Annotated in this window: 15 protein-coding genes; 8 read left to right on the top strand and 7 right to left on the bottom strand. The window is 37.6% G+C overall.

The window, feature by feature from the left end; translation table 11 throughout:
* Positions 1 to 108 precede the first annotated feature (108 nt).
* From FGL31_RS06110 to smc, 4 genes are all read left to right on the top strand, one after another.
* Positions 109 to 678, top strand: coding sequence for a suppressor of fused domain protein (locus FGL31_RS06110; protein ID WP_138090064.1), 570 nt, complete (start codon positions 109 to 111; stop codon positions 676 to 678).
* Positions 679 to 771: 93 nt separating this feature from the next.
* A complete protein-coding gene (locus FGL31_RS06105) occupies positions 772 to 1,473 on the top strand; it encodes a DUF4397 domain-containing protein (RefSeq protein WP_138090063.1) in 702 nt (233 codons plus the stop codon).
* A gap of 101 nt (positions 1,474 to 1,574) precedes the next feature.
* Positions 1,575 to 2,048 carry a DUF6882 domain-containing protein gene (locus FGL31_RS06100; RefSeq protein WP_138090062.1) on the top strand — a complete coding sequence of 158 codons (474 nt, stop codon included), beginning with the start codon at positions 1,575 to 1,577 and terminating at the stop codon, positions 2,046 to 2,048.
* 95 nt (positions 2,049 to 2,143) lie between these two features.
* Positions 2,144 to 5,704, top strand: a complete 3,561-nt coding sequence (gene smc, locus FGL31_RS06095) for a chromosome segregation protein SMC (protein WP_138090061.1) — start codon at positions 2,144 to 2,146, stop codon at positions 5,702 to 5,704.
* Positions 5,705 to 6,788: 1,084 nt separating this feature from the next.
* Here the strand turns inward: smc and FGL31_RS06090 are convergent.
* From FGL31_RS06090 to FGL31_RS06065, 6 genes are all read right to left on the bottom strand, one after another.
* On the bottom strand, positions 6,789 to 9,122 hold the full coding sequence (locus FGL31_RS06090; RefSeq protein WP_138094686.1) for a S9 family peptidase: 2,334 nt from the start codon (positions 9,120 to 9,122) through the stop codon (positions 6,789 to 6,791).
* A 135-nt stretch (positions 9,123 to 9,257) separates the two neighbouring features.
* Entirely contained in the window at positions 9,258 to 10,781 is a 1,524-nt protein-coding gene (locus tag FGL31_RS24680) for a 3-keto-disaccharide hydrolase (protein WP_232046311.1), read from the bottom strand.
* Entirely contained in the window at positions 10,741 to 11,970 is a 1,230-nt protein-coding gene (locus FGL31_RS24675) for a HEAT repeat domain-containing protein (RefSeq protein WP_138090059.1), read from the bottom strand. The genes FGL31_RS24680 and FGL31_RS24675 overlap by 41 nt, the downstream gene beginning before the upstream one ends.
* Positions 11,971 to 11,995: 25 nt before the next feature.
* Complete coding sequence (locus FGL31_RS24670; protein WP_138090058.1) at positions 11,996 to 12,376, bottom strand: hypothetical protein; 381 nt, start codon at positions 12,374 to 12,376, stop codon at positions 11,996 to 11,998.
* 31 nt (positions 12,377 to 12,407) lie between these two features.
* A complete protein-coding gene (locus FGL31_RS24665) occupies positions 12,408 to 12,659 on the bottom strand; it encodes a hypothetical protein (protein ID WP_138090057.1) in 252 nt (83 codons plus the stop codon).
* 11 nt (positions 12,660 to 12,670) lie between these two features.
* Positions 12,671 to 13,939 (bottom strand): Gfo/Idh/MocA family oxidoreductase, encoded by a 1,269-nt coding sequence (locus tag FGL31_RS06065; protein WP_138090056.1) that lies wholly within the window; start codon positions 13,937 to 13,939, stop codon positions 12,671 to 12,673.
* A gap of 509 nt (positions 13,940 to 14,448) precedes the next feature.
* On the opposite strand from FGL31_RS06065, the gene FGL31_RS06060 reads away from it, so the two are divergent.
* Genes FGL31_RS06060 through FGL31_RS06050 form a run of 3 tightly spaced genes read left to right on the top strand, consistent with a single transcriptional unit; the run spans position 14,449 to position 18,289 of the window.
* Entirely contained in the window at positions 14,449 to 16,017 is a 1,569-nt protein-coding gene (locus FGL31_RS06060; RefSeq protein WP_138090055.1) for a glycerol-3-phosphate dehydrogenase/oxidase, read from the top strand.
* 26 nt (positions 16,018 to 16,043) lie between these two features.
* Positions 16,044 to 17,537: a glycerol kinase GlpK gene (gene glpK, locus FGL31_RS06055; RefSeq protein WP_138090054.1), complete on the top strand. Its 1,494-nt coding sequence runs from the start codon at positions 16,044 to 16,046 to the stop codon at positions 17,535 to 17,537.
* A 26-nt stretch (positions 17,538 to 17,563) separates the two neighbouring features.
* Positions 17,564 to 18,289: an MIP/aquaporin family protein gene (locus FGL31_RS06050; RefSeq protein ID WP_138090053.1), complete on the top strand. Its 726-nt coding sequence runs from the start codon at positions 17,564 to 17,566 to the stop codon at positions 18,287 to 18,289.
* Between the two features lie 331 nt (positions 18,290 to 18,620).
* Here the strand turns inward: FGL31_RS06050 and FGL31_RS06045 are convergent, their stop codons facing one another.
* Positions 18,621 to 19,292 (bottom strand): mechanosensitive ion channel family protein, encoded by a 672-nt coding sequence (locus FGL31_RS06045; protein ID WP_232046310.1) that lies wholly within the window; start codon positions 19,290 to 19,292, stop codon positions 18,621 to 18,623.
* Between the two features lie 86 nt (positions 19,293 to 19,378).
* On the opposite strand from FGL31_RS06045, the gene FGL31_RS06040 reads away from it, so the two are divergent.
* A complete protein-coding gene (locus FGL31_RS06040) occupies positions 19,379 to 20,548 on the top strand; it encodes a cysteine desulfurase family protein (protein ID WP_138090052.1) in 1,170 nt (389 codons plus the stop codon).
* Positions 20,549 to 20,587: the final 39 nt, after the last annotated feature.

Below are 20,587 nucleotides of genomic sequence, written 5' to 3'. Positions count from 1 at the left end.
GTTTATCAACTAATATTCCAATGTTATATTTAAGTCAATTTGACAGCTTTCGCTGAAAATTTTACATAATTACCTACTTTAGCCTTATAAAACAGGATAATTCTTCAGATGATTTTAAAAAAACCAGATTTTCTTAAGTCACCCTTGGAACATTATAGGTCTCACTTGGAAGAGATATTTCAGGATAAATCCTCGGTTTTCCGGGAGAAAAGTGTCAAGAAAAAGCTTCCATTTGTCTACACTATAGTTTTTCCTAAGACTGAGGGACGACCATTACTGAGTTTTTCCTATGGTTTATCCTTTGCTCCACATCCAGACCAACACAATAAAATTGAATTATTCCTCCAGATGAATTCTGAAGATATGGCATGGGCGCATATTGTTGGATATTTATCTAATCAATTGCGTGGGGATTGCCCTTTTAATACGGGAGAAATCATTAGAATAGGACAAAAGATCAGTTCGGAATCTTCTTTAAATGCATTTGTTGTCATTAATCCAGATTCTACCATTTTACAGGAACGCATAAAAGATGGTCGGAAGTCCAATGGAATCCAATTGGTAGAACTGCTTCCGATTTATGAGGAGGAAGTTTTGACCATCCAAAGGTTAGGATTGGCGGAATTTATAAATCGTTTAAAACCCAATAAGTTAAATCCTTTCAGGGAGAAAATTTAAATTTTTTCAATATAGCTGTAGCGATAGTGTTAACATCACCGTTTTTTGTATTGAACGTTCAAAATTTGATATTCAATAGAATTTACTGGACAAATGAAAAAATTTAGCTTATTATTAGTCATTGCACTAAGTTTATTTACCTTAAGTAGTTGTTTGAAGGATAATGATGATTATCCAGATTTAAACTACCCTGCAGTATCCTTATTTAATTTTTATCCAAAAAATACAGGGGTTTTATATGCGGTGAATGGTAATCTCCTGAATCGTATTAATCCTGCGTATGGAGGGGTTTCCTTCTTCTATGCTATTCCTGGGAACAAGAAACTGCAAGTGATTGACCGATCGAACAATAATGCCATAATTGACACGACCTTAACCTTTGCTGACAGTGTTGTTTACAGTTGTATGGTTTATGGCACTGCCACTGAACCGGAATTTATCCGTGTACCTGATGTTGAGATCGAAAACGCAGGAACAAAGACTGGAGTAAGATTTTTTCACTTAGCGAACGGTGTTGGAAAGGTAAATTTTAAAATTGGCGATCAAGAAATCACAGGATCGACAAATCGTTCGAAAGAGAATCCATCCACATTGGCACAAACTCAGATTTTCAGACCTGCAAATAGTGGCAAAACCTCTGTTACAGTTACTGATGACAAAGGTACAGTTTTGGGCAAGATTGATGAGGTTGAACTAAAAAATACAGAACATTATAATTTTATGTTAATCGGAACAAAAGGAGATTCAGAATATCCTTTGCAATTGAGGTACAGCATTTATACCATTACAGATTAATATTTCAACATAGGCAGCTTTACAATACATCCATAAAAACAGAAAGGCCCGATTTATTTGGGCTTTTCTTATTTTAAGGGTTTTGCTATATTTATGACCTTATGAGCCTTGAAAAACCCAAGATAGATGATTCTTTTCGTGTTCTGCATGAAAAGGCGCATGAATATATTACAGACCAACAGGAAACATTGGAGGATGATTTTGGATTTGGTCAATTTTCAAATTACAGCGTGGATTGGGATGAATCTTCGATTACCTTTCACAATGAAGACAATTCGAGTCTAAAAATGACGTTCCAAGTAGTAGGAACTTTGGAAACAGATACCTCAAAATGGTCTTGGAAATGGAATGACCCTTCCATTAGTGCTGAAGAACGTGAAGAACTAGAGATTATTAAGAACTATGGTGACTTTTATGATTTCAGTTATCTGACGATCCCTTCGCTTGAGGTAACCACTCCAATAGCATGGGCACTCACTGCCATATCTGGATATCTACGGATATCTAAGGGTATTTTCAGGATCCAACAAGATACAAATGCACATTTTGTGTACTTTAAGGAAGTACTGACTTAGGCTATCTTACTCAAAACGAGCACCATCATTTTAAGGTATTTCATTCATAGATGAAAATCCTTAATTTCGCACACATTTTTTACGAATTCAAGCTAATGCAGTTAACAAAGTTAGAGATCAAAGGATTTAAAAGTTTTGGCGATAAAGTAACGATCAATTTTAATGAGGGAGTCACCGCAATTGTGGGTCCCAATGGTTGTGGAAAATCTAATGTTGTTGATGCCATGCGCTGGGTATTGGGAGAACAGAGCACCAAGAACCTACGTTCTGACAAAATGGAGAACATTATCTTCAATGGCACTAAAAATCGTAAAGCCGCGAACCTAGCTGAGGTATCTTTGACTTTCGACAATACCAAAAATATCCTGCCGACTGAATTTGCTACCGTTACCATCACCAGGAAACTTTTCAGAACTGGCGAAAGCGAATATCGTTTAAATGATGTAAAATGTAGGCTAAAAGATATTACAGATCTTTTCCTTGACACTGGAATCGGTTCGGACACCTACTCTATTATCGAATTAAAGATGATCGATGAGATCATTGCAAATAAAGACAACTCCAGAAGAAACTTATTTGAAGAAGCATCTGGAATTTCCAAATATAAGGTTCGTAAGAAACAAACCCTGTCTAAATTAAAAGATACCGAGGCTGACCTTTCAAGGGTAGATGACCTTCTATTTGAAATCAACAAGAACCTTAAATCTCTTGAAAACCAAGCTAAGAAAGCTGATAAATACTTTAAACTTAAGGATGAATATAAAGAGGCAAGTATTGGACTAGCTTATTATAAACTTGAGGGTTTTCAAACGGATTTAGAGCGAATCACTGATCAAGAAGAGGAACAACAATCTCGATTGAGAGATGTTCTTTCGAAGATGGAACAAAAGGAAAAGACTCTTCAGGAGTCAAAAACCGAGATTTTATCTAAGGAACAAAACCTTTCTGCACAACAGAAAGCGACAAATGAATATATCAACAAGATCAGGTCTTATGAATCTGAGAAAAAGATTAAGAATGCTCAGTTACTTCATCTTCAAGAGAAGGAAACTCGTTTGACCAATGATCTTCAAAATGATAAGCAGCAATTAAACCACGTTGAATATCAAATAAAGAGGCTCAATGAGGAGTTATTTGAAGAACAAAATACTCTTGACGCTGTAAAGCATGATTTGGATGGCAATAAGACGGAGGTTGAGGAACTTAGAGCACAGCAGTTATCTGCGAAAGCAAAACTAGATGAATTCTCTAAAAACAGTCAAGCACTTCAAAGCCAAATCTATGCTTTGGAAAAGGAATTGGCCGTCTTGGGAATTCAAAAAGAAGCATTAGAGCAGGAATCTTTAAGAACTAGTAATGACACTGCATCTAAGGAACAAGAATTGGGGGAATTCAATCAAGTTGTTGCAGAGCTTGAGGAACGGGTTAATATCCAACAAGAACAATTTGATGAAGCATTACGGACTGAAGAGGAAATTCAGCGCCAGATACAGCAATGTGAGCAAAAATTGCGAGATGCCTCTGAAGACCTGAGCAAGAAAGCTCGTATTGTTGATGCTAAACAAAATGAATATAACTTAACGAAATCATTAGTTGATAATCTTGAAGGATTTCCAGAATCTATCAAGTTCTTAAGAAAGCATGCCGGTTGGAAGAAGAACCCACCCCTATTCTCAGATATACTTTTCTGTAAAGAGGATTATCGAGTAGCTGTAGAAAATTTCTTGGAACCTATCATGAACCATTATGTGGTTGAGTCAAAAGAGGACGCCGTTCAAGCGATAAAATTGTTAAGTGATTCTTCACGAGGAAGGGCTAATTTCTTTGTTCTTGAAGCTGTTAAGGATAATCAACCGGAATTATCCAATCAAGTTCAATCCGGTTTGATTCCTGCCATGGATATCATTACCGTTGATGAAAAATACAAGACTCTTTGTCAAATCCTATTAAAAGATGTTTACCTATTGGATTCAGAATCTGACGTTGATTTAGATGCTGATCTGCCATCCGAAAATATGGTTATACTCCAAAAAGGAGGAAAATATGCCAAAAATAAATTGGGAATCAGTGGAGGTTCAGTAGGGTTATTTGAAGGAAAAAGAATTGGTCGTGCAAAAAACCTGGAAATCTTAGCCAAAGAAATTAAAGAACTAAACCTACAAATTGACTTAATCCAAGAGAACCAAGAAGAACTAAATGGTCAATTGATTGGGTTGAAAGGTAGCTCGCAAAAAGAATTCATTGATGAGCAGCGACTGCAGCTCAATAGATTGAGCAATGAGTTGATTTCTGTAAAAACTAAACAGGAACAATACCAAACTTTCATCAATAACAGTCAAACTAGAAGGCTTGATATTGCCGAAAAGGTATCAAATATTCTGATTCAATTGGAAAAATCAGAACCAGAATTGATCAATTTTAAGGAAACTGCTAAGGAAAATCAAACTGTTCTTAGCGAACTGGAAGATGCTTACCACGATTTGACCGAGATTTTGAGTGAAAAATCAAATGTCTACAATCAAGAAAACATTAAATTTCACCAACAACAAAATAAGGTTAATACCATCCAAAGGGATTTAGAATTCCGTGAGACTCAACGTGAGAATTTCGAGGAAAGAATCGAGAAATTCAATGCTGAATTTGAAAAGGTGAAGGAAGACTTGAAAGAGGCTTTGAGTTATGTTGACCATAACGACACCGACTTGAGTGGCATGTATGAACAAAAGGAGCTGCTGGAGAAGGGTTTACAGGAAGTTGAAGAAGATTTCTTTAAATCAAGGAAAGTAATCAATGACTTGGAAGACGAAATCAATCAATTGAGAAAATCGAAAGATATTTCTGATTCCCTAATTTCAGAATTAAAGGACAAGAAAACGACTTTGCAGATTGATTTAAATGCGCTCAAGGAGCGTCTTTCTGTAGAATTCAATATTGAACTTCAAGATTTATTAGAGTCTGAAATTCCGGAGGAACGTCCTGCTATGGCTGATCTGGAGACTTCCTGCCGGAAACTTAAAAAGCAATTGGATGACTATGGCAGCATTAACCCGATGGCAAAAGAAGCTTATGATGAAATGGATGAACGTCATGGATTTATTCAGAAAGAGAAAACTGATTTGATGGAAGCCAAGGCTTCATTGCTAAGCACTATTCAAGAAATCGATCAGTCTGCCAATGATAAGTTTATGTATGCCTTCACGACTGTTCGTGAAAACTTTATCAAGGTATTCCGTTCATTATTCAATGAAGAAGATTCTTGTGACATCGTATTGAGTGATCCAAACAATCCATTGGAATCCGATATAGATATTATTGCACGTCCTAAAGGGAAACGACCATTATCCATCAATCAACTATCAGGTGGAGAGAAAACTTTGACTTCTACTGCCCTACTGTTCTCATTATACCTATTGAAGCCAGCACCATTCTGTATTTTCGATGAGGTAGATGCTCCATTGGATGATACCAACATCGATAAATTCAACAATATTATCCGTGAGTTCTCTAATCAATCGCAGTTTATTGTTGTATCACATAATAAACGTACGATTGCCAGCACAGATATTATCTATGGCGTAACGATGGTTGAGCAAGGAGTTTCTAGAGTAGTAGCAGTGGATTTTGAGGGATGTAGCGTAGGGAGATATGAGATATGAGATGTGAGATGTGAGAGCCTATCAAATTTCAAAACAGAAATCTCAAAAAGCCCCATCGGGGTAAAATGCCGTAGGCATGAAATATCTCTTAAATGCCGTAGGCATGCCATATCTATAGATATTGAAATAATCACAAAAACCAACGCCATCGGCGTGGCATGTTTGTTAAGCGGATGCAAAGCAACCAAAACAAGCCACCTTAAGTGATGGTTGGTGAGGACACCAACCATGGCGACAAGTAATCTTCGCTTATTCAAATAAGCCGTGATTAGTTCACTAAATAGTTTCCCTCTCTTACGAGAGAGAATGACAAAATCGTTCGTTTAGTGAAGAGGTTTGGATAGTGATTATTATTTAATAGTAATTTATAGTGACACCCCTACAGGGTTGCATGGCGTCGTATAACCTTTTCTAGAATAGTTTCACCCCTCTGGGGTTGGATGACGCCAAATAACCCTTTCTAGAATAGTTTCACCCCTCTGGGGTTAACAAACATGCCACACCTACGGCGTTGGTTTTTGAGGCGATATACATTTCTATAGATATTACATGCCGATGGCATTTAAGAGATATTTCATGCCTACGGCATTTTACCCCGATGGGGTTTTTGCGTGTATGGCCGTATTTTTTTTCTATAATAGTGACACCCCTACAGGGTTACATGGCGCCGTATAAACATTTTGCTATAATAGTTTCACCCCTCTGGGGTTGAATAACCGGATAACATTTTGCTATAATAGTTGCACCACACTGGGGTTGAATAACCGGATAACATTTTGCTATAATAGTTGCACCACACTGGGGTGGTATGGTGCTGTCTCAAATCTCACATCTCAAATCTCATATCTCATACCTACCTCATCCAATCTTTTGAATACAGGAAATAGATAGCATTTGTTCCTATTAAAATAAGCATGGCGAGATAACCAATGGCTTTGTTTTGTTGGTCTGGGCCAAAGAGGAAATAGAACATGGTGATGCATGCTGCGATTGATATAATCAACAGCAGGAGTCGATTATAATTCATAACAAGTTGGTTAATTGGTGAATAACCTTATTAAGTTACGAATTAATTTTCATGAATTTATTTCTTTAGTGTATTTTCAAAAAGCTTAAATATCCTTTTATATTCATCTGTCCAACTGCTTGGCTGTACGAAACCATGATCTTCCACTGGGTAGACTGCAAGTTCCCAATTTTCTTTTCCTAACTCAATCAAACGTTGGTTTAATCGTACGATATCCTGGAATTGAACGTTGACATCTACCATTCCATGCAACATCAATAAATTCCCTTTGAGCTTATCAGCAAAATAAATTGGTGAACTTCTTTTGAATGCGATAGGATCTTCTACTGGTGTATTTAGAATATTGGCAGTATAACCATGGTTATAATGTGCCCAATCTGTCACAGAACGTAACGCAGCACCTGATTTAAATACATCTGGTTCGGTAAACAATCCCATTAAGGTAATAAAACCTCCATATGAGCCACCGTAGATACCCACATTGGCAGGGTTGACTCCATAATGATCTACTAAATATTTTACACCATCAACTTGGTCCGTTAAATCCTTTCCACCCATATGGCGATATATTCCAGTTCTATGGTTTCTTCCATAGCCAGAACTTGCCGTATAATCAATATCTATTACCGTATAACCATTATCGGCCAACATATTATTGAACATGTACTCCCTGAAATATTGACTCCACCAAAAGTGTACATTTTGAAGATATCCAGCACCATGGACAAAAACTACAGCTGGTTTATTCGGGTGAGGATTTTTTGCAGGATAAACTCTAGCATAGACATCATCTCCATGTCTATTTTGGAATTTGATCATATCAGGTTCGCGCCAATCGTAGCTCTTAAACTCTTCACTTACAGATTCTGTAATTTGATTAGCCTTCGCATTAGCTTTATTGTTCTGTAGATAAAGCTCCCAAGGCGTATTCATGGTTGAATGATTGATGGCTAACCATTGTTCATCTGGGGACAATGTAACTTCATTTCCCCCCTTCATAGAAGTAATCTGTTGAAGGCTACCTCCTTTTACAGGTAGTGAATAAAAATGTGTAATTCCAGGGTGTTCTTTATTCCCTGAAATATAGAAATTCTTCCCATCCTTGGCTAATTGAACCGATTGAACCTCCCAATTACCTTCTGTAAGCTGTTTTTTACTGTTTTCCCTGATATTATAAGTATAAAGATGAGAGTACCCACTGGCTTCACTTTGGAAATAGAATGTTTGGTCATCTAGCCACTTCACATCTCTACCTATCCCTGGACCAGATATCCACGCATCATCATGTTGCCTATCCAATTGAACTAAACTAGCATCTTCAGGATTTATTTTTAAAATCCAAAAATCCTTGTTGTCTTGAGATTTCGCAGTGATTACCGATGTTTTACCATCCGGAGACCATGACGCAATTCCCCAATTCACATTCCTATCTTTATTTTCCTTTTTCTTTTCTTCCAACCTTTCGGGATAATCACTTAAATATGCTGGAAGATCTTTGATTCCAGGTATAGTAGCCGCTTTTAACTCTAGTGCCGTATCCGCTTGAACATGGTAGATATAAGATTTGAACTGCATCAGGGCATTTCCTACTTTTGTTCGCATATTTAGATCTTCAACATATCCAGAACGAGTAATAAAATCTGGCACTATGGTGTTTCTATTGCCTTTGGCAGGATAAATTAATCTGTAGCTCACATATTTTCCATCTGGACTCACCGATACCCCTCCTAAAAAAGCATCTTCTAAATAAATCGCTTTATTCTTCTTTTCATTTTTGGGTTTTTCTTTTTTACGGTCTTCTTCCTTGAAAACCTCAAAGAGTTCTTCTTGATCCTTTTTCAACCATTCATCTTGTTGACTCAATTTAGCTGGATCCTTTGGAGCAGATCCTTTTTGGAAATTTGTCAATTGACGTAATGAATTGTTATTTAAATCCAGGCTATATACATTTTCATTTCTTTGAAAAACCAATTCATTGTTGATCAAAAATGAAAGCGGATTTTCCCTTTCAACAGTTTCTGTCAGTCGAATGATTTTGTTTTGTTTGTTTTTCAAATAAAGATCACCTTCTCTTTCGTATACTGTCAATGACTTGTCATTGTTAAAGATATAATCTGGAGTTTCTTCCAATTTCGCGATGCTATCTGTACTCAGCTTATATTTTTTGGTATTGATGTCCAGTTGATACACCAATGGTTTATCGTTGCTATCCAGAGTCCAATCAAAGAACAAGGATTTACTGTCGGCAGACCACCTATAATTGGAAGGAGATGTACCCATCCACTTTGGGTCCCGCATGATTTTCTCAACTGTCAAAGGCGACAATTGGGCAAAGCTAGTACCTATCGGTGCAATACATAAAAAAGAGATAAGAAGGTTAATCTTACGCATGGAAAATAGATTTTTGATTATAACAGCAAGTATACGAGAATCCATAAGAATAAAGGTTTATGTCAGTTATTTTTTACGATTTAGGCATAAAAAAAGCGCCAGTAAAACCGGCGCTTCTACTATTTATAGAATTAATTACAATCTTTTCACTCTGATATTTCTGAAGAACACTTCTGTTCCATGTCCTAAGAAACCGATATGACCTGATTTGTTGTCTAATCCAGGATGATTCTTGCCATCAGCAGCACCATTTTTAGTGGCTTGTTTCAAATCGCCGTCAACAATAACTTTTCCATTGACAGTGATCTTGATTTTATCACCTTGAACACGGATTTCCTCGGTATTCCACTCTCCTACAGGATTTAATGAACCACGCTTTGCAGCGATGATACCATAAACTGATCCATGGTACTGATAAGGTTTCAAATCTTTGTACACATCTGCACCATCATCCAATACTTGGATTTCCATACCTGCATATGCAGCATCCCCTTCTAATGGTGTACGGATTCCTACGCCATTGTTAGCGCCAGGAGTTAGTTTGAAATCAAAACGGTATACAAAATCTCCATATTCTTCTTTTGTATAAAGGTTCTTACCAAATTTAGCATCTGGATTAGAACGGATATAACCTTCTTGGGTGATTTCATATGCCGGAGTATTAGTCCACTTATCTAGGTTTGTACCATCAAACAACACTTCGAAACCTTCTTGTTTCTCTTGATTGCTCAATTGGAAGACTTCCTTACGAGGGATTTCTTTGATATACAAATCACGGTACCATACTCTTGATCCATGAGCTTGAAGTTCGATTTGTTCCGTTGGGAAAATAGATTGATTGCGGTCCCAATAGTTTTCCAAAGGAATGTTGTCAACCACTAATTCGCCATTTAACCAAACGGATACATTCTCACCGATCATTTTTATTTTGAATGAGTTCCATTCTCCAAGAGCATTATCAGCTACTTTAGACGGGTCTTTCGGATTTTTAGCATTATTGTAAAGTCCACCAGAACCTACTTGAGCACCAACATCAACACGTGAGATATCCCAAATTTGAACTTGAGGCGTTCCTCTTAAATAAATACCTGCATCAGGTTCTTTACCATTAGGGTCTAACTTCCAATCTACTAACATCTCAAAGTCACCATATTTCTTGATGGTTGCGATGTTATCACCATGTCCACTGAATACTAAATCTCCATCTTGTGCAGACCAACTTTCACGCATTTTCTTATCAGCTTCTACTTGTTTTTTAGCAAGTTCAGCTTTAGACATTTTAGCACGTTTGATTGGGTTTTCAACTAGACCTTGCCAACCTGAAAGATCTTTACCATTGAACATGGAAACAAAACCTTGTTCATTCGGCATTTCTGCTAAATGGCGTACGATAGCTTCTTTCAAATACGAACTTTCACTGCCTGACAATTTACCAGCAGCTGCATTTAAGATATTGCGAACATCTTCACCAACGAATTCTTTGTTGTCCATAGCAATATTCATCGCTACGTTGCTTGCTGTTCCGCCCAATTCTTGGTCGTTCATATATTTAGCAGCAAACATCAAAGCTTGGTAAGTACCTGTGGATTGAAGATTATTAAGTGCTGATTTTTTTTGTTTAGCATCTTGAGCTAAAGCAAAAGCATCTTTTAGATACAAGGTTTTTTTGCTCAGGATTTACATCACTAGCGTTCAATTGTTTGATCAATCCATTGAAAACTGTATTAAAAACAGCTGGGTCTTTTTCAGTTTTTGAAAGTCTAATTAAGATTGGAAGAGATTCTGCATTTGACCAATTTGCCAATGCTTGAATTGCTTCTGCCTTTAATGGGCCATCGCTTCCCACATAGTTTTCAACGGCTTTTAGAGCGTCTGATCCACCCACTCCGGCAAATATAGGGAAATACTTCCCTGCCGAAGGAGCTGCCGAACGTGAGATATTCGCAGCCAAACGTTGGATTTTAGCATCTTTGTCTGGGCTAGCATTGATAGCAAGAATTGCAGCTTGTTGAGCATAAGCAGCCTCTTCACCTGTAGCTTTGTCTAATAATTGTATGATCGCTTCAAGATTGTCAGGATTTACTGTTGTCGGCAAAGCCTTAAAAGCTGCCAATCTCACAGCTGCATCAGCAGAAGCTGTCAAAGGTAAAACCGCAGCTGCAGAAGCCGCATTTGTACGTTGTGACAAGACCTCCAATAATGCTACTTGCGTTTTAACGTCTGCATTCGCCAATGCTGCATTCACAGCATCAATAGTACCAGTATCTTTTGATGAAAGTAAAAGAGTTTTTATAACTGCTAGTTCTTTTTCTGAAGCTGTAGGGATTTGCTTGATTAAGAAATCTGCGTTTTGACCTTTGGTAAGTACTGAAAGAGCATTTAAAGCTGCTATTTTAGCTTCTTCATCTTTCAATGCCGGGAAACTTTTCTCGATAGCCTTTACTGAACCTGTAGCATCTTCAGTTGCTAAAAAGTTCAAAATGCTTTCCTGAGCATCACCGTCTAATTTCCTAATAGAACCAGCCAATTTCACAAGATCTCCCGCCTTAGCATCTTCAGCCAATAATCCTAAAGCTACATTACGAAGTAATTTATCTTCATTAGAAGCCAATTTGATTAATTGTTTCTTTTGTTTGGCAGGGTTTATTGAGGTTAAGACCGAAATGGCCCCTGCTTGGATAGTTGGTGCTTTGAAGGCAGCAGCGTTTTTGTAAAGAGTTGTAGCAAATCTTGTTGCTTCGGCATCTTTATCTTTCTTAGCTAATCCTTCAGCATAATCTACGGCTAAACTAGCTGCATTTGTTCTATCATATTGGTAGCTTTTCTCCTCAGCTTTAGTCAAGAACAATTCAGCTGAATTAGGTCCGGCAATTTTACTCCAATGCTGTAAGACCTGCTAACTGGAAGTTATCGGAAGTATATTTTCCGATCAGTTCAATAATTTTTGCTTCGGCTTCCGCAGATTCAATTTCTCCTAACGCAGTAACGATAGCTGTTGCAGTTTTTTCAGTTGATGAACTGTTCAAAGCATTGTTAAGAGCTGTTGCTGCTTCTGGAGTATGAATAGCGTTCAATACGCGAGCTGCTTTTTCAGCAAGTTCTTCATCTGCTAAGTAAGGAGCAACTTTCTCGATGGCATCATTCTTAGCACAGAATTTCAACACTTCAAAAACATATCCTTTGTTGTTTTTATCTGTCAATTTATCCAATGCATCTAATAGGCCTTTTACATATGTAGCTCTTTGAGCTTCCATATTGGGTTGCATAACAAAAAATGCATAAGAATTAGTTGCATACTCTACCCGGTGCATTATTTCCACCTTGAGGTTTTAATCCTAGTAAAAGAGCAGAAACATCTTCGGAAGTGAATCCTTCCAATTCTTTCATTGCCATTAGGAATTTGGCTTGCTCTTCAGCAGGTTGTTGAGCTAACACATCAGCAATCTTAGTCGCCGTTGTACGGCCAGTAGGTTGTTGAGCATAAGCAGCAACTTGTAAAAATAATAATGCGGCTATGGTGTTAAATACTTTTTTCATTTCTCGGGGTTTTAGAAAGACCAAGGGCCTCTCATCGGCTGGTTAATTAATCTGTTAGCTGCTTCATCATTGACGAACTCTTGTTTTGCGGAATCGTAATGAAGGGTTCTGTTTAGGCGAAGCGCCGCTAACCCTAGGTTAACCAAAGTACAAGAGTAATAACCATTTTCCTCATTCAAGGCGAATTTCTGACGCGTACGAACTGCATCTACGAAATCAGTTACCTGAGGTGCAGGTTCTGGATATTGCGCTAATTTGCGCTCCAAGTCTGGAATATCAGAAACAAAACCTTTGTATAATTTTCCGTTAGGACCTTCGATATAAGCCTTACCTTCTTCCGTTCCTTCACCATCTAAGATGATTTGGCAACCATCAGCATAGGTATATGTGATTTTTCTCCAGGTACCTACCGCATCAGAATGTTGTTGCGGAGCATCCACTTCAATCTTGATTGGGCTCTCGTTGTCTTTGCCTAAGAAATATTGAACTGGATCCATGTAATGCTGTCCCATATCTCCTAATCCACCACCATCATAATCCCAGTATCCTCTAAAGGTTAAATGAGTACGGTGAGCACTATAAGGTTTGTGGGGAGCTGGACCTAACCACATTTCATAATCAAGTTCTTTTGGAACTTCTTGAACAGGTAGATTAGTTTTTCCTACCCAATAGAACTTCCAGTCGAATCCTGTATGTTTACTGATAGTCACTTTCAAAGGCCATCCTAACATACCCGTATCGACTAATTTTTTGATTTTTTTAACCGGTACATTCATGCCGTAAAAATTGGCATCAAAGCGGAACCAGGTATTCAATCTAAAAATATTACCATGCTGTTTTACAGCTTCTTTTACTTTTTTACCTTCACCAATAGTTCTAGTCATTGGTTTTTCACACCAGATATCTTTTCCAGAGCGAGCAGCTTCTACAGCCATAAGACCATGCCAATGTGGAGGCGTGGCAATATGTACTATATCCACTTCAGGATTGTTGATCAAATCACGGAAGTCATGGTGCTCTTTAACACCACCACCCAATGCTTTTTGAGCCAATGCCAAATGTCTGGTATCGACATCACAGATGGCAACAGTTTTCGTACCTGCATATCCGAAGTGACCTCTACCCATAGACCCAACACCAATGACACCTTTGGTCAAATGGTCACTAGGTGCTAGATAGCCCTTTCCAAGTACAAAACGAGGAACAATCGTGAAAGCGGCTGCCCCAATCAACGATTTCTTGATGAAATCGCGCCTAGAATTATTATTATTTTCTTTCATAAAATTTATGATTCAACAGGATATAACAAACTAATTGATTGCGAATATTCACCTTCTGAAAGGTGGGGTATTATAGCAAGCATTAGATTATTGTATCATAAAAATTGTATAAATAGATTTAGTTTCACAAGTGTAGGAAATCTTTTCATTTTTAGGTTATTACATTCGGTCATATCTTTATTATTTTAAGCCATCTAAAGCCATTTTTACCAAATAGAACCAAATCAATCGTTTGCGTAAATGAATTATTACCTAATGAATATGTATGATTTAATACATATTCTTTGGAAAACAATATTAAAGAAAATTTAAGGAAAATAAAGTTTAATGTCAAATTACTCCAATAATATAATTATTAATGTATGTAAAAGATTATGAATTATTGGGTAAAAATGAGTTGATTATGTTCTCCTAGGTATCAATAACGAGGTTTTAAATTAAGATGAATTATACCAAATCAATTTATTTTCTACTTAATTATGCTTACATTTAGCATAAAACACATTTACATGCTCACTGAAATCAACAGATCAGATCAACTCAATAAACTTCGTGAATCTATTATTTGGGACATGGTTGTCATCGGAGGTGGCGCTACGGGTCTAGGAACTGCAGTTGATGCTGCAAGCCGGGGCTTTAAAGTCCTATTAATAGAAAAATATGATTTTGCCAAAGGAACCTCCAGCAAGAGTACCAAATTAGTGCATGGTGGGGTCCGGTATTTAGCCAATGGCGACATCAAACTAGTGATGGGTGCCTTGCGTGAAAGAGGATTGATATTTAAAAATGCTCCACACGTTTCTTCAGTCCAATCCTTTATCATTCCGGTTTATACTCTATTTGATAAGATAAAATATTTGGTCGGGCTTAAAATGTACGATTGGCTAGCAGGAAGCCTACGGATAGGTAATTCTCAATCTTTATCAAAAGCTGAAGTAATCGAAAAACTCCCGCACATCAATCCTAAAGGATTAAAAGGTGGGATATTATATTATGACGGTCAATTCGACGATGCAAGGCTAGCTGTTAACCTTGGACAGACGGCGGTCGAATATGGAGCAACCGTATTGAATTACATGGAAGCTATAGGTTTTCATAAAAATGAAGCAGGGAAAGTCAACGGCATTAGCATAAGAGATACTGAAACTCAAGAGACCTATAAAATTAAAGCTAAGACTGTTATCAATGCAACAGGAGTCTTTGTTGATGATATTTTGAAATTAGACTCTCCTACTCATAAAAATCTAGTTAGACCTAGCCAGGGTTCTCATATAGTGATTGATCAGAAATTCTTGGATGGAATAGATGCATTGATGATTCCTGAAACAAGCGATGGACGTGTGTTGTTTGGTGTTCCTTGGCATGGGAAAGTTTTATTGGGAACGACTGATATTCCTATCAATGAGCATATGATTGAGCCTCGTCCAATGGAGGATGAAATCGAATTTATTCTAAAGACTGCTGACAGTTATTTAAATCCTGCTCCTAAGCGTGAGGACATCTTGGCTATTTATGCTGGATTGAGGCCATTAGCTGCTCCAAAGGACAACGATGAGAGCACCAAAGAAATTTCCAGGGACCATAAGCTTATTCATAGTGAATCCGATTTAATCACAATTACCGGTGGCAAGTGGACTACCTATCGCAAAATGGCTGAGGATACCGTTAATATGGCCATAAGAATCGGTGGGTTGAAGGATGTCCCTTGTAAGACAAAAACATTGGCTATTCACGGATCTACTCCAGATGTATACCATGCACATTGGAATTTATATGGAAAAGATTACCAAGCAATTCAGCAATTGATTCAAGAGGATGAGTCTTTAAGAGAATTGCTTGTTGAAGGATATGAATATAATGCTGCAGAAGTTGTATGGGCATGTCGTTACGAAATGGTTAGAAAGGTAGAGGACTTTCTGGCTAGGCGTTGTCGAATTTTGCTTCTAGATGCTAAAGCATCGATGGCTGCAGCTCCTAAAGTTGCACAAATAATGGCAAAAGAGCTCGGTAAAACAGATGAATGGGCTCAAAATGAAGTTAACCAATACATTGAATTAGCAAAACGCTACACTTTGTAATTCAATAAATTATAAAACTATTTAGAATGAAGGAATATATTATTGCATTAGATCAGGGTACGACAAGTTCAAGAGCAATCTTGTTCAATAAAAAAGGTGACATCGTTAATATTGCGCAGAAGGAATTTCAACAAATCTATCCTAAATCTGGCTGGGTTGAACATGATCCCCAGGAGATTTGGTCTAGCCAATTAGCAGTTTTCACTGAGGTATTAGCGAAGTCAAAAACAAAGCTTGAATCCATTAAAGGTATCGGAATTACCAACCAAAGGGAAACTACAGTAGTATGGAACCGAAGAACTGGTGAACCAATTTATAATGCAATTGTATGGCAAGATCGTCGAACTGCTGATTATTGTGCAAAACTAATCAAGGATGGTCATTTGGAAAAAGTGCAGCAAAAAACAGGCTTGTTGATAGATTCTTACTTTTCTGCGACAAAGATCAAGTGGATCTTGGATAATGTAAAAGGTTCAAGAAAATTGGCTGAACGAGGGGAATTAGCTTTTGGTACCATTGACTCGTGGTTAATCTGGAACTTAACGAACGGCGAAAAGCATGTTACCGATGTAACCAATGCATCAAGAACCATGCTTTACAATATCAATGATCTGAAATGGGACAAAGATCTGTTGGAATTATTTGATATTCCAGAATCTATGTTGCCAGAGGTTAAGAGTAGCTCGGAGGTTTATGGGGAAACCTCTACAGAATTGGGTAGCCGAAGAATCCCAATTGCGGGAATTGCTGGCGATCAGCAAGCAGCACTTTTTGGACAGATGTGTACCAAAAAGGGTATGGCTAAAAACACGTATGGTACTGGATGTTTCTTACTGATGAACATTGGAAATAAACCTGTTAAATCTGAAAACAAATTAGTTACTACAATCGGATGGCAGATTGGTAAAGAAGTGGTTTATGCCCTTGAAGGCAGTATTTTCATAGGTGGTGCAGTTGTGCAATGGTTACGCGATGAATTGAAAATCATTAAGAAATCTAGCGAAGTAGAGGCTTTGGCAACTAGCGTAGACACTACTGATGGCGTTTATTTAGTTCCTGCTTTTGCTGGCTTGGGAGCGCCGCATTGGGATCCAAATGCTAGAGGTACGCTGTTTGGTATTTCAAGAGGAACTACAGACGCACATATTGCAAGAGCAGCTCTGGAGAGCATTGCTTATCAGACCCATGATATTTTAAAGGCAATGGAAGCTGATTCGAAGACAAAAATCAAGGAATTACGTGTTGATGGAGGAGCGACAGAAAATCAATTCCTGTTGCAATTTCAGGCAGATATGTTGAAATCTACAGTTGTAAAGCCTAAAGTTACTGAAACAACAGCAATGGGTGCAGCATTTCTCGCAGGATTGGCAGTTGGATTTTGGAAAGACTTAAATGAACTACAAGCCATTTGGCAAGAAGATAAACAAATAGCACCTAGCAAAACATTAAAACTGAGTAAAAACCTTGAGGAGTGGAATCGAGCAGTAAAAGCTGTTATCTACTGGGCAAATAACAAATAACCTATTTATAAAAACATAAACCTAATATGACGCCATTTATAGCAGAACTTGTCGGCACTGCAGTTATGATCCTTCTGGGAGGAGGAGTAGTTGCCAATGTTGTACTTAATAAAACTAAAGGAAATGATTCAGGATGGATTGTAATATCAACAGCTTGGGCTTTAGCCGTATTTGTTGGAGTTAATATTGCGGCACCTTACAGTGGTGCTCACTTGAACTGTGCGGTTACTATTGCAAACCTCGCTTTAGGAAAAATGGACCTGGCCACTTCCCTATCTTATATCTCAGCTCAATTCTTGGGTGCGATGATTGGGGCCACGGTAGTTTGGTTGGTTTACAAGAACCATTTTGATGCGACAGAAGATCCAAATGCAAAGCGCGCAGTTTTTTGTACTGAACCTGCCATTAGAGATCTTCCTATAAACTTGATTTCTGAAGTCGTAGGAACATTTGTATTGATTTTTACAATCCTACATTTTACAGATGCAAAGCTTCCTGATGAAGGCATCGTAGGATTGGGATCGATTGGTGCTATACCTGTTGCATTTCTAGTTTGGGCAATTGGTCTATCTCTTGGTGGAACTACTGGCTATGCTATCAACCCTGCCAGAGATTTGGGACCGCGAATCATGCATTCAATTCTTCCAATTAAAAATAAAGCAGGATTTGATGCTGGCTATGCTTGGGTACCTGTTCTTGGTCCAATTATTGGGGCTTTATTAGCCGTAGGACTGAATTTGTTAATACATTAAACAATATGAAAAAGGGATTTTTTAAATTACTCAATAAGATTAATCAGAAAATACTACCTAAATACAGTAAGGAAGACCCTTCAAAACTAAGTAAGCTACAACAGGCCGTTGTAGCTTACCGATATTTCGTTTTAAAGAATTCTCTGGATTAGGCTTGAGTCTTTTCAGGCTCGCCTGATTCTGGAGTTTCATCAATGATCTTAACAATGTTTGAAGGGAAAACAACATTATTTCCAGACAATACATTTTTCATTTCCTCACCTATTTCATTTTTTGTTGCCCAAAACACTTCTCTGTTAGCCCAGGCACGAACAACCAATGTAATTCCAGCTTATTTTAAATCGCTCACAATGACTTCTTTTTTCGGTGTATCCAAAATTCTTTGATCAGCATTCAAAATGGCTAATATTGCTTCCCTAGCCTGTTTTATATTGGTATCATAAGAAATAGTAAAAGAAAATTGCATTCGTCTTGCGGTGATTTTGGAAAAGTTCTTGATTACAGAGTTTGCCAACGTGCCGTTAGGACTAAATACACGGATTCCATCATCATCAATGATTGTAGTATATAGTAAGTCTATTCTTTCTACAGAACCAGAGGAACCATTTGCACTTGAGATATAGTCGCCAACATCAAAAGGTCTGAAAACTAAAATCAGTACACCTCCCGCAAAGTTTGACAAACTTCCTTGCAAAGCCATACCTACAGCCAAACCAAATGCTGATAATGCAGCAATAAATGAAGTGGTTTCGATACCCATTGTATTTGCCACTGTCAAAATCAACAATGCGTACATTGCAAATTTCAAAAGGCTCTTGACAAATGAACGAATGGAAACATCCACATCCCTTTTAATAAACCTTTTGTCAACAAATTTCAGGACATATTTGATTACAAATCTGCCAATAAACAATATTGCAAATCCTACTGCAATACTTGGGATCTTTAATAAAACAAGATCAAATAACTTTTCTAAACTGGTTTCAATGTTTGCAAAGCTCATTAGTCGATGTGATTAAAATTAGCGCAAATTTAAAAAAATACTTATCTAAACAACGAAAGGACTATTATTTTAAATAACTTTAACAAATGGATTACTGCTATTTCGACAACAATGCCACGACAAAAATAGACGAAAAGGTCTTAGAAATCATGCTGCCATATCTAAAAGAACATTATGGCAATGCTTCCAGTATCCAACATAAACTTGGTAGGCAATCTAGCCATGCCATCGAAAAGGCGCGAATCCAGGTTGCAGAATCATTAAATGCAAATCCAAAGGAGATTTATTTCACATCAGGCTCCACTGAGGCTATAAATACAGTTATCAAAGGAGTTAGCAAAACTTATAAATCAAAAGGTAACCATATCATAACCTCATCTTCAGAGCATAAAGCTGTGATCAATGCTTGTGAATCTGTTGAAAAGGAAGGCATGACTACAACATACTTACCTGTCAATAAGTTTGGTTTAATTGATTTGGAAAAGTTGAAGAATGAAATCAATGACAAAACTGTCCTGGTAAGCATTATGGCTGCTAACAATGAAACTGGTGTGCTCCAGCCAATCGAAGAGATAGCTAGAATCTGCCAGGAGAAAGACGTTTTATTCTTCTGCGATGCTACCCAATGGTATGGAAAACTTCCATTGGACGTTCAAAAAATCCCTATTGATATATTATGTGTGAGTGCACATAAAATCCATGGCCCAAAGGGTGTTGGAGCCTTGTACATTCGCCGTAAATCCAAACCTATTCAGATACCAGCATTTATAGTTGGTGGTAAACAAGAAGGCGGATTCAGAGGTGGAACGTATGCTGTTCATCAAATTGCAGGTTTAGGTGAAGCTGCTGCCCAAATTGAATATGACCAAGCCCTAGAAGATTTAAGAAATTATTTTGAAAAAATACTTTTGGAAACTATTGAAGAAGTAGAAATCAAAACTCAATCTGCAGACAGGTTACCAAACACAAGTAACATTCATTTCAAACATGTAAAAGGTTCCGAATTAATGACCAAATTGCCTAATATTGCGGTTTCCTCTGGATCTGCATGTGTATCAGGTGATAGGGACCCCTCCCATGTATTAAAAGCCATGGGATATTCAGATGATGAGGCTTTCTGTAGCTTGAGGTTCAGCTTCAGCAAATACAATAGCAAAGAAGAAATAGATTATGCTATCGGCCAAATTAAATCTGCAGTAGATCAAATCAGAAAGAACTCTCCAATCTGGGAGATGTATAAGGAAGGATTAATATGACAGAAGTCAGATGATTAAGTTCATTTATGAATTTAGTTT

This window comes from Sphingobacterium daejeonense (assembly GCF_901472535.1).
GTDB lineage: Bacteria > Bacteroidota > Bacteroidia > Sphingobacteriales > Sphingobacteriaceae > Sphingobacterium > Sphingobacterium daejeonense.
This window is presented reverse-complemented; position numbering and strand designations above follow the sequence as displayed.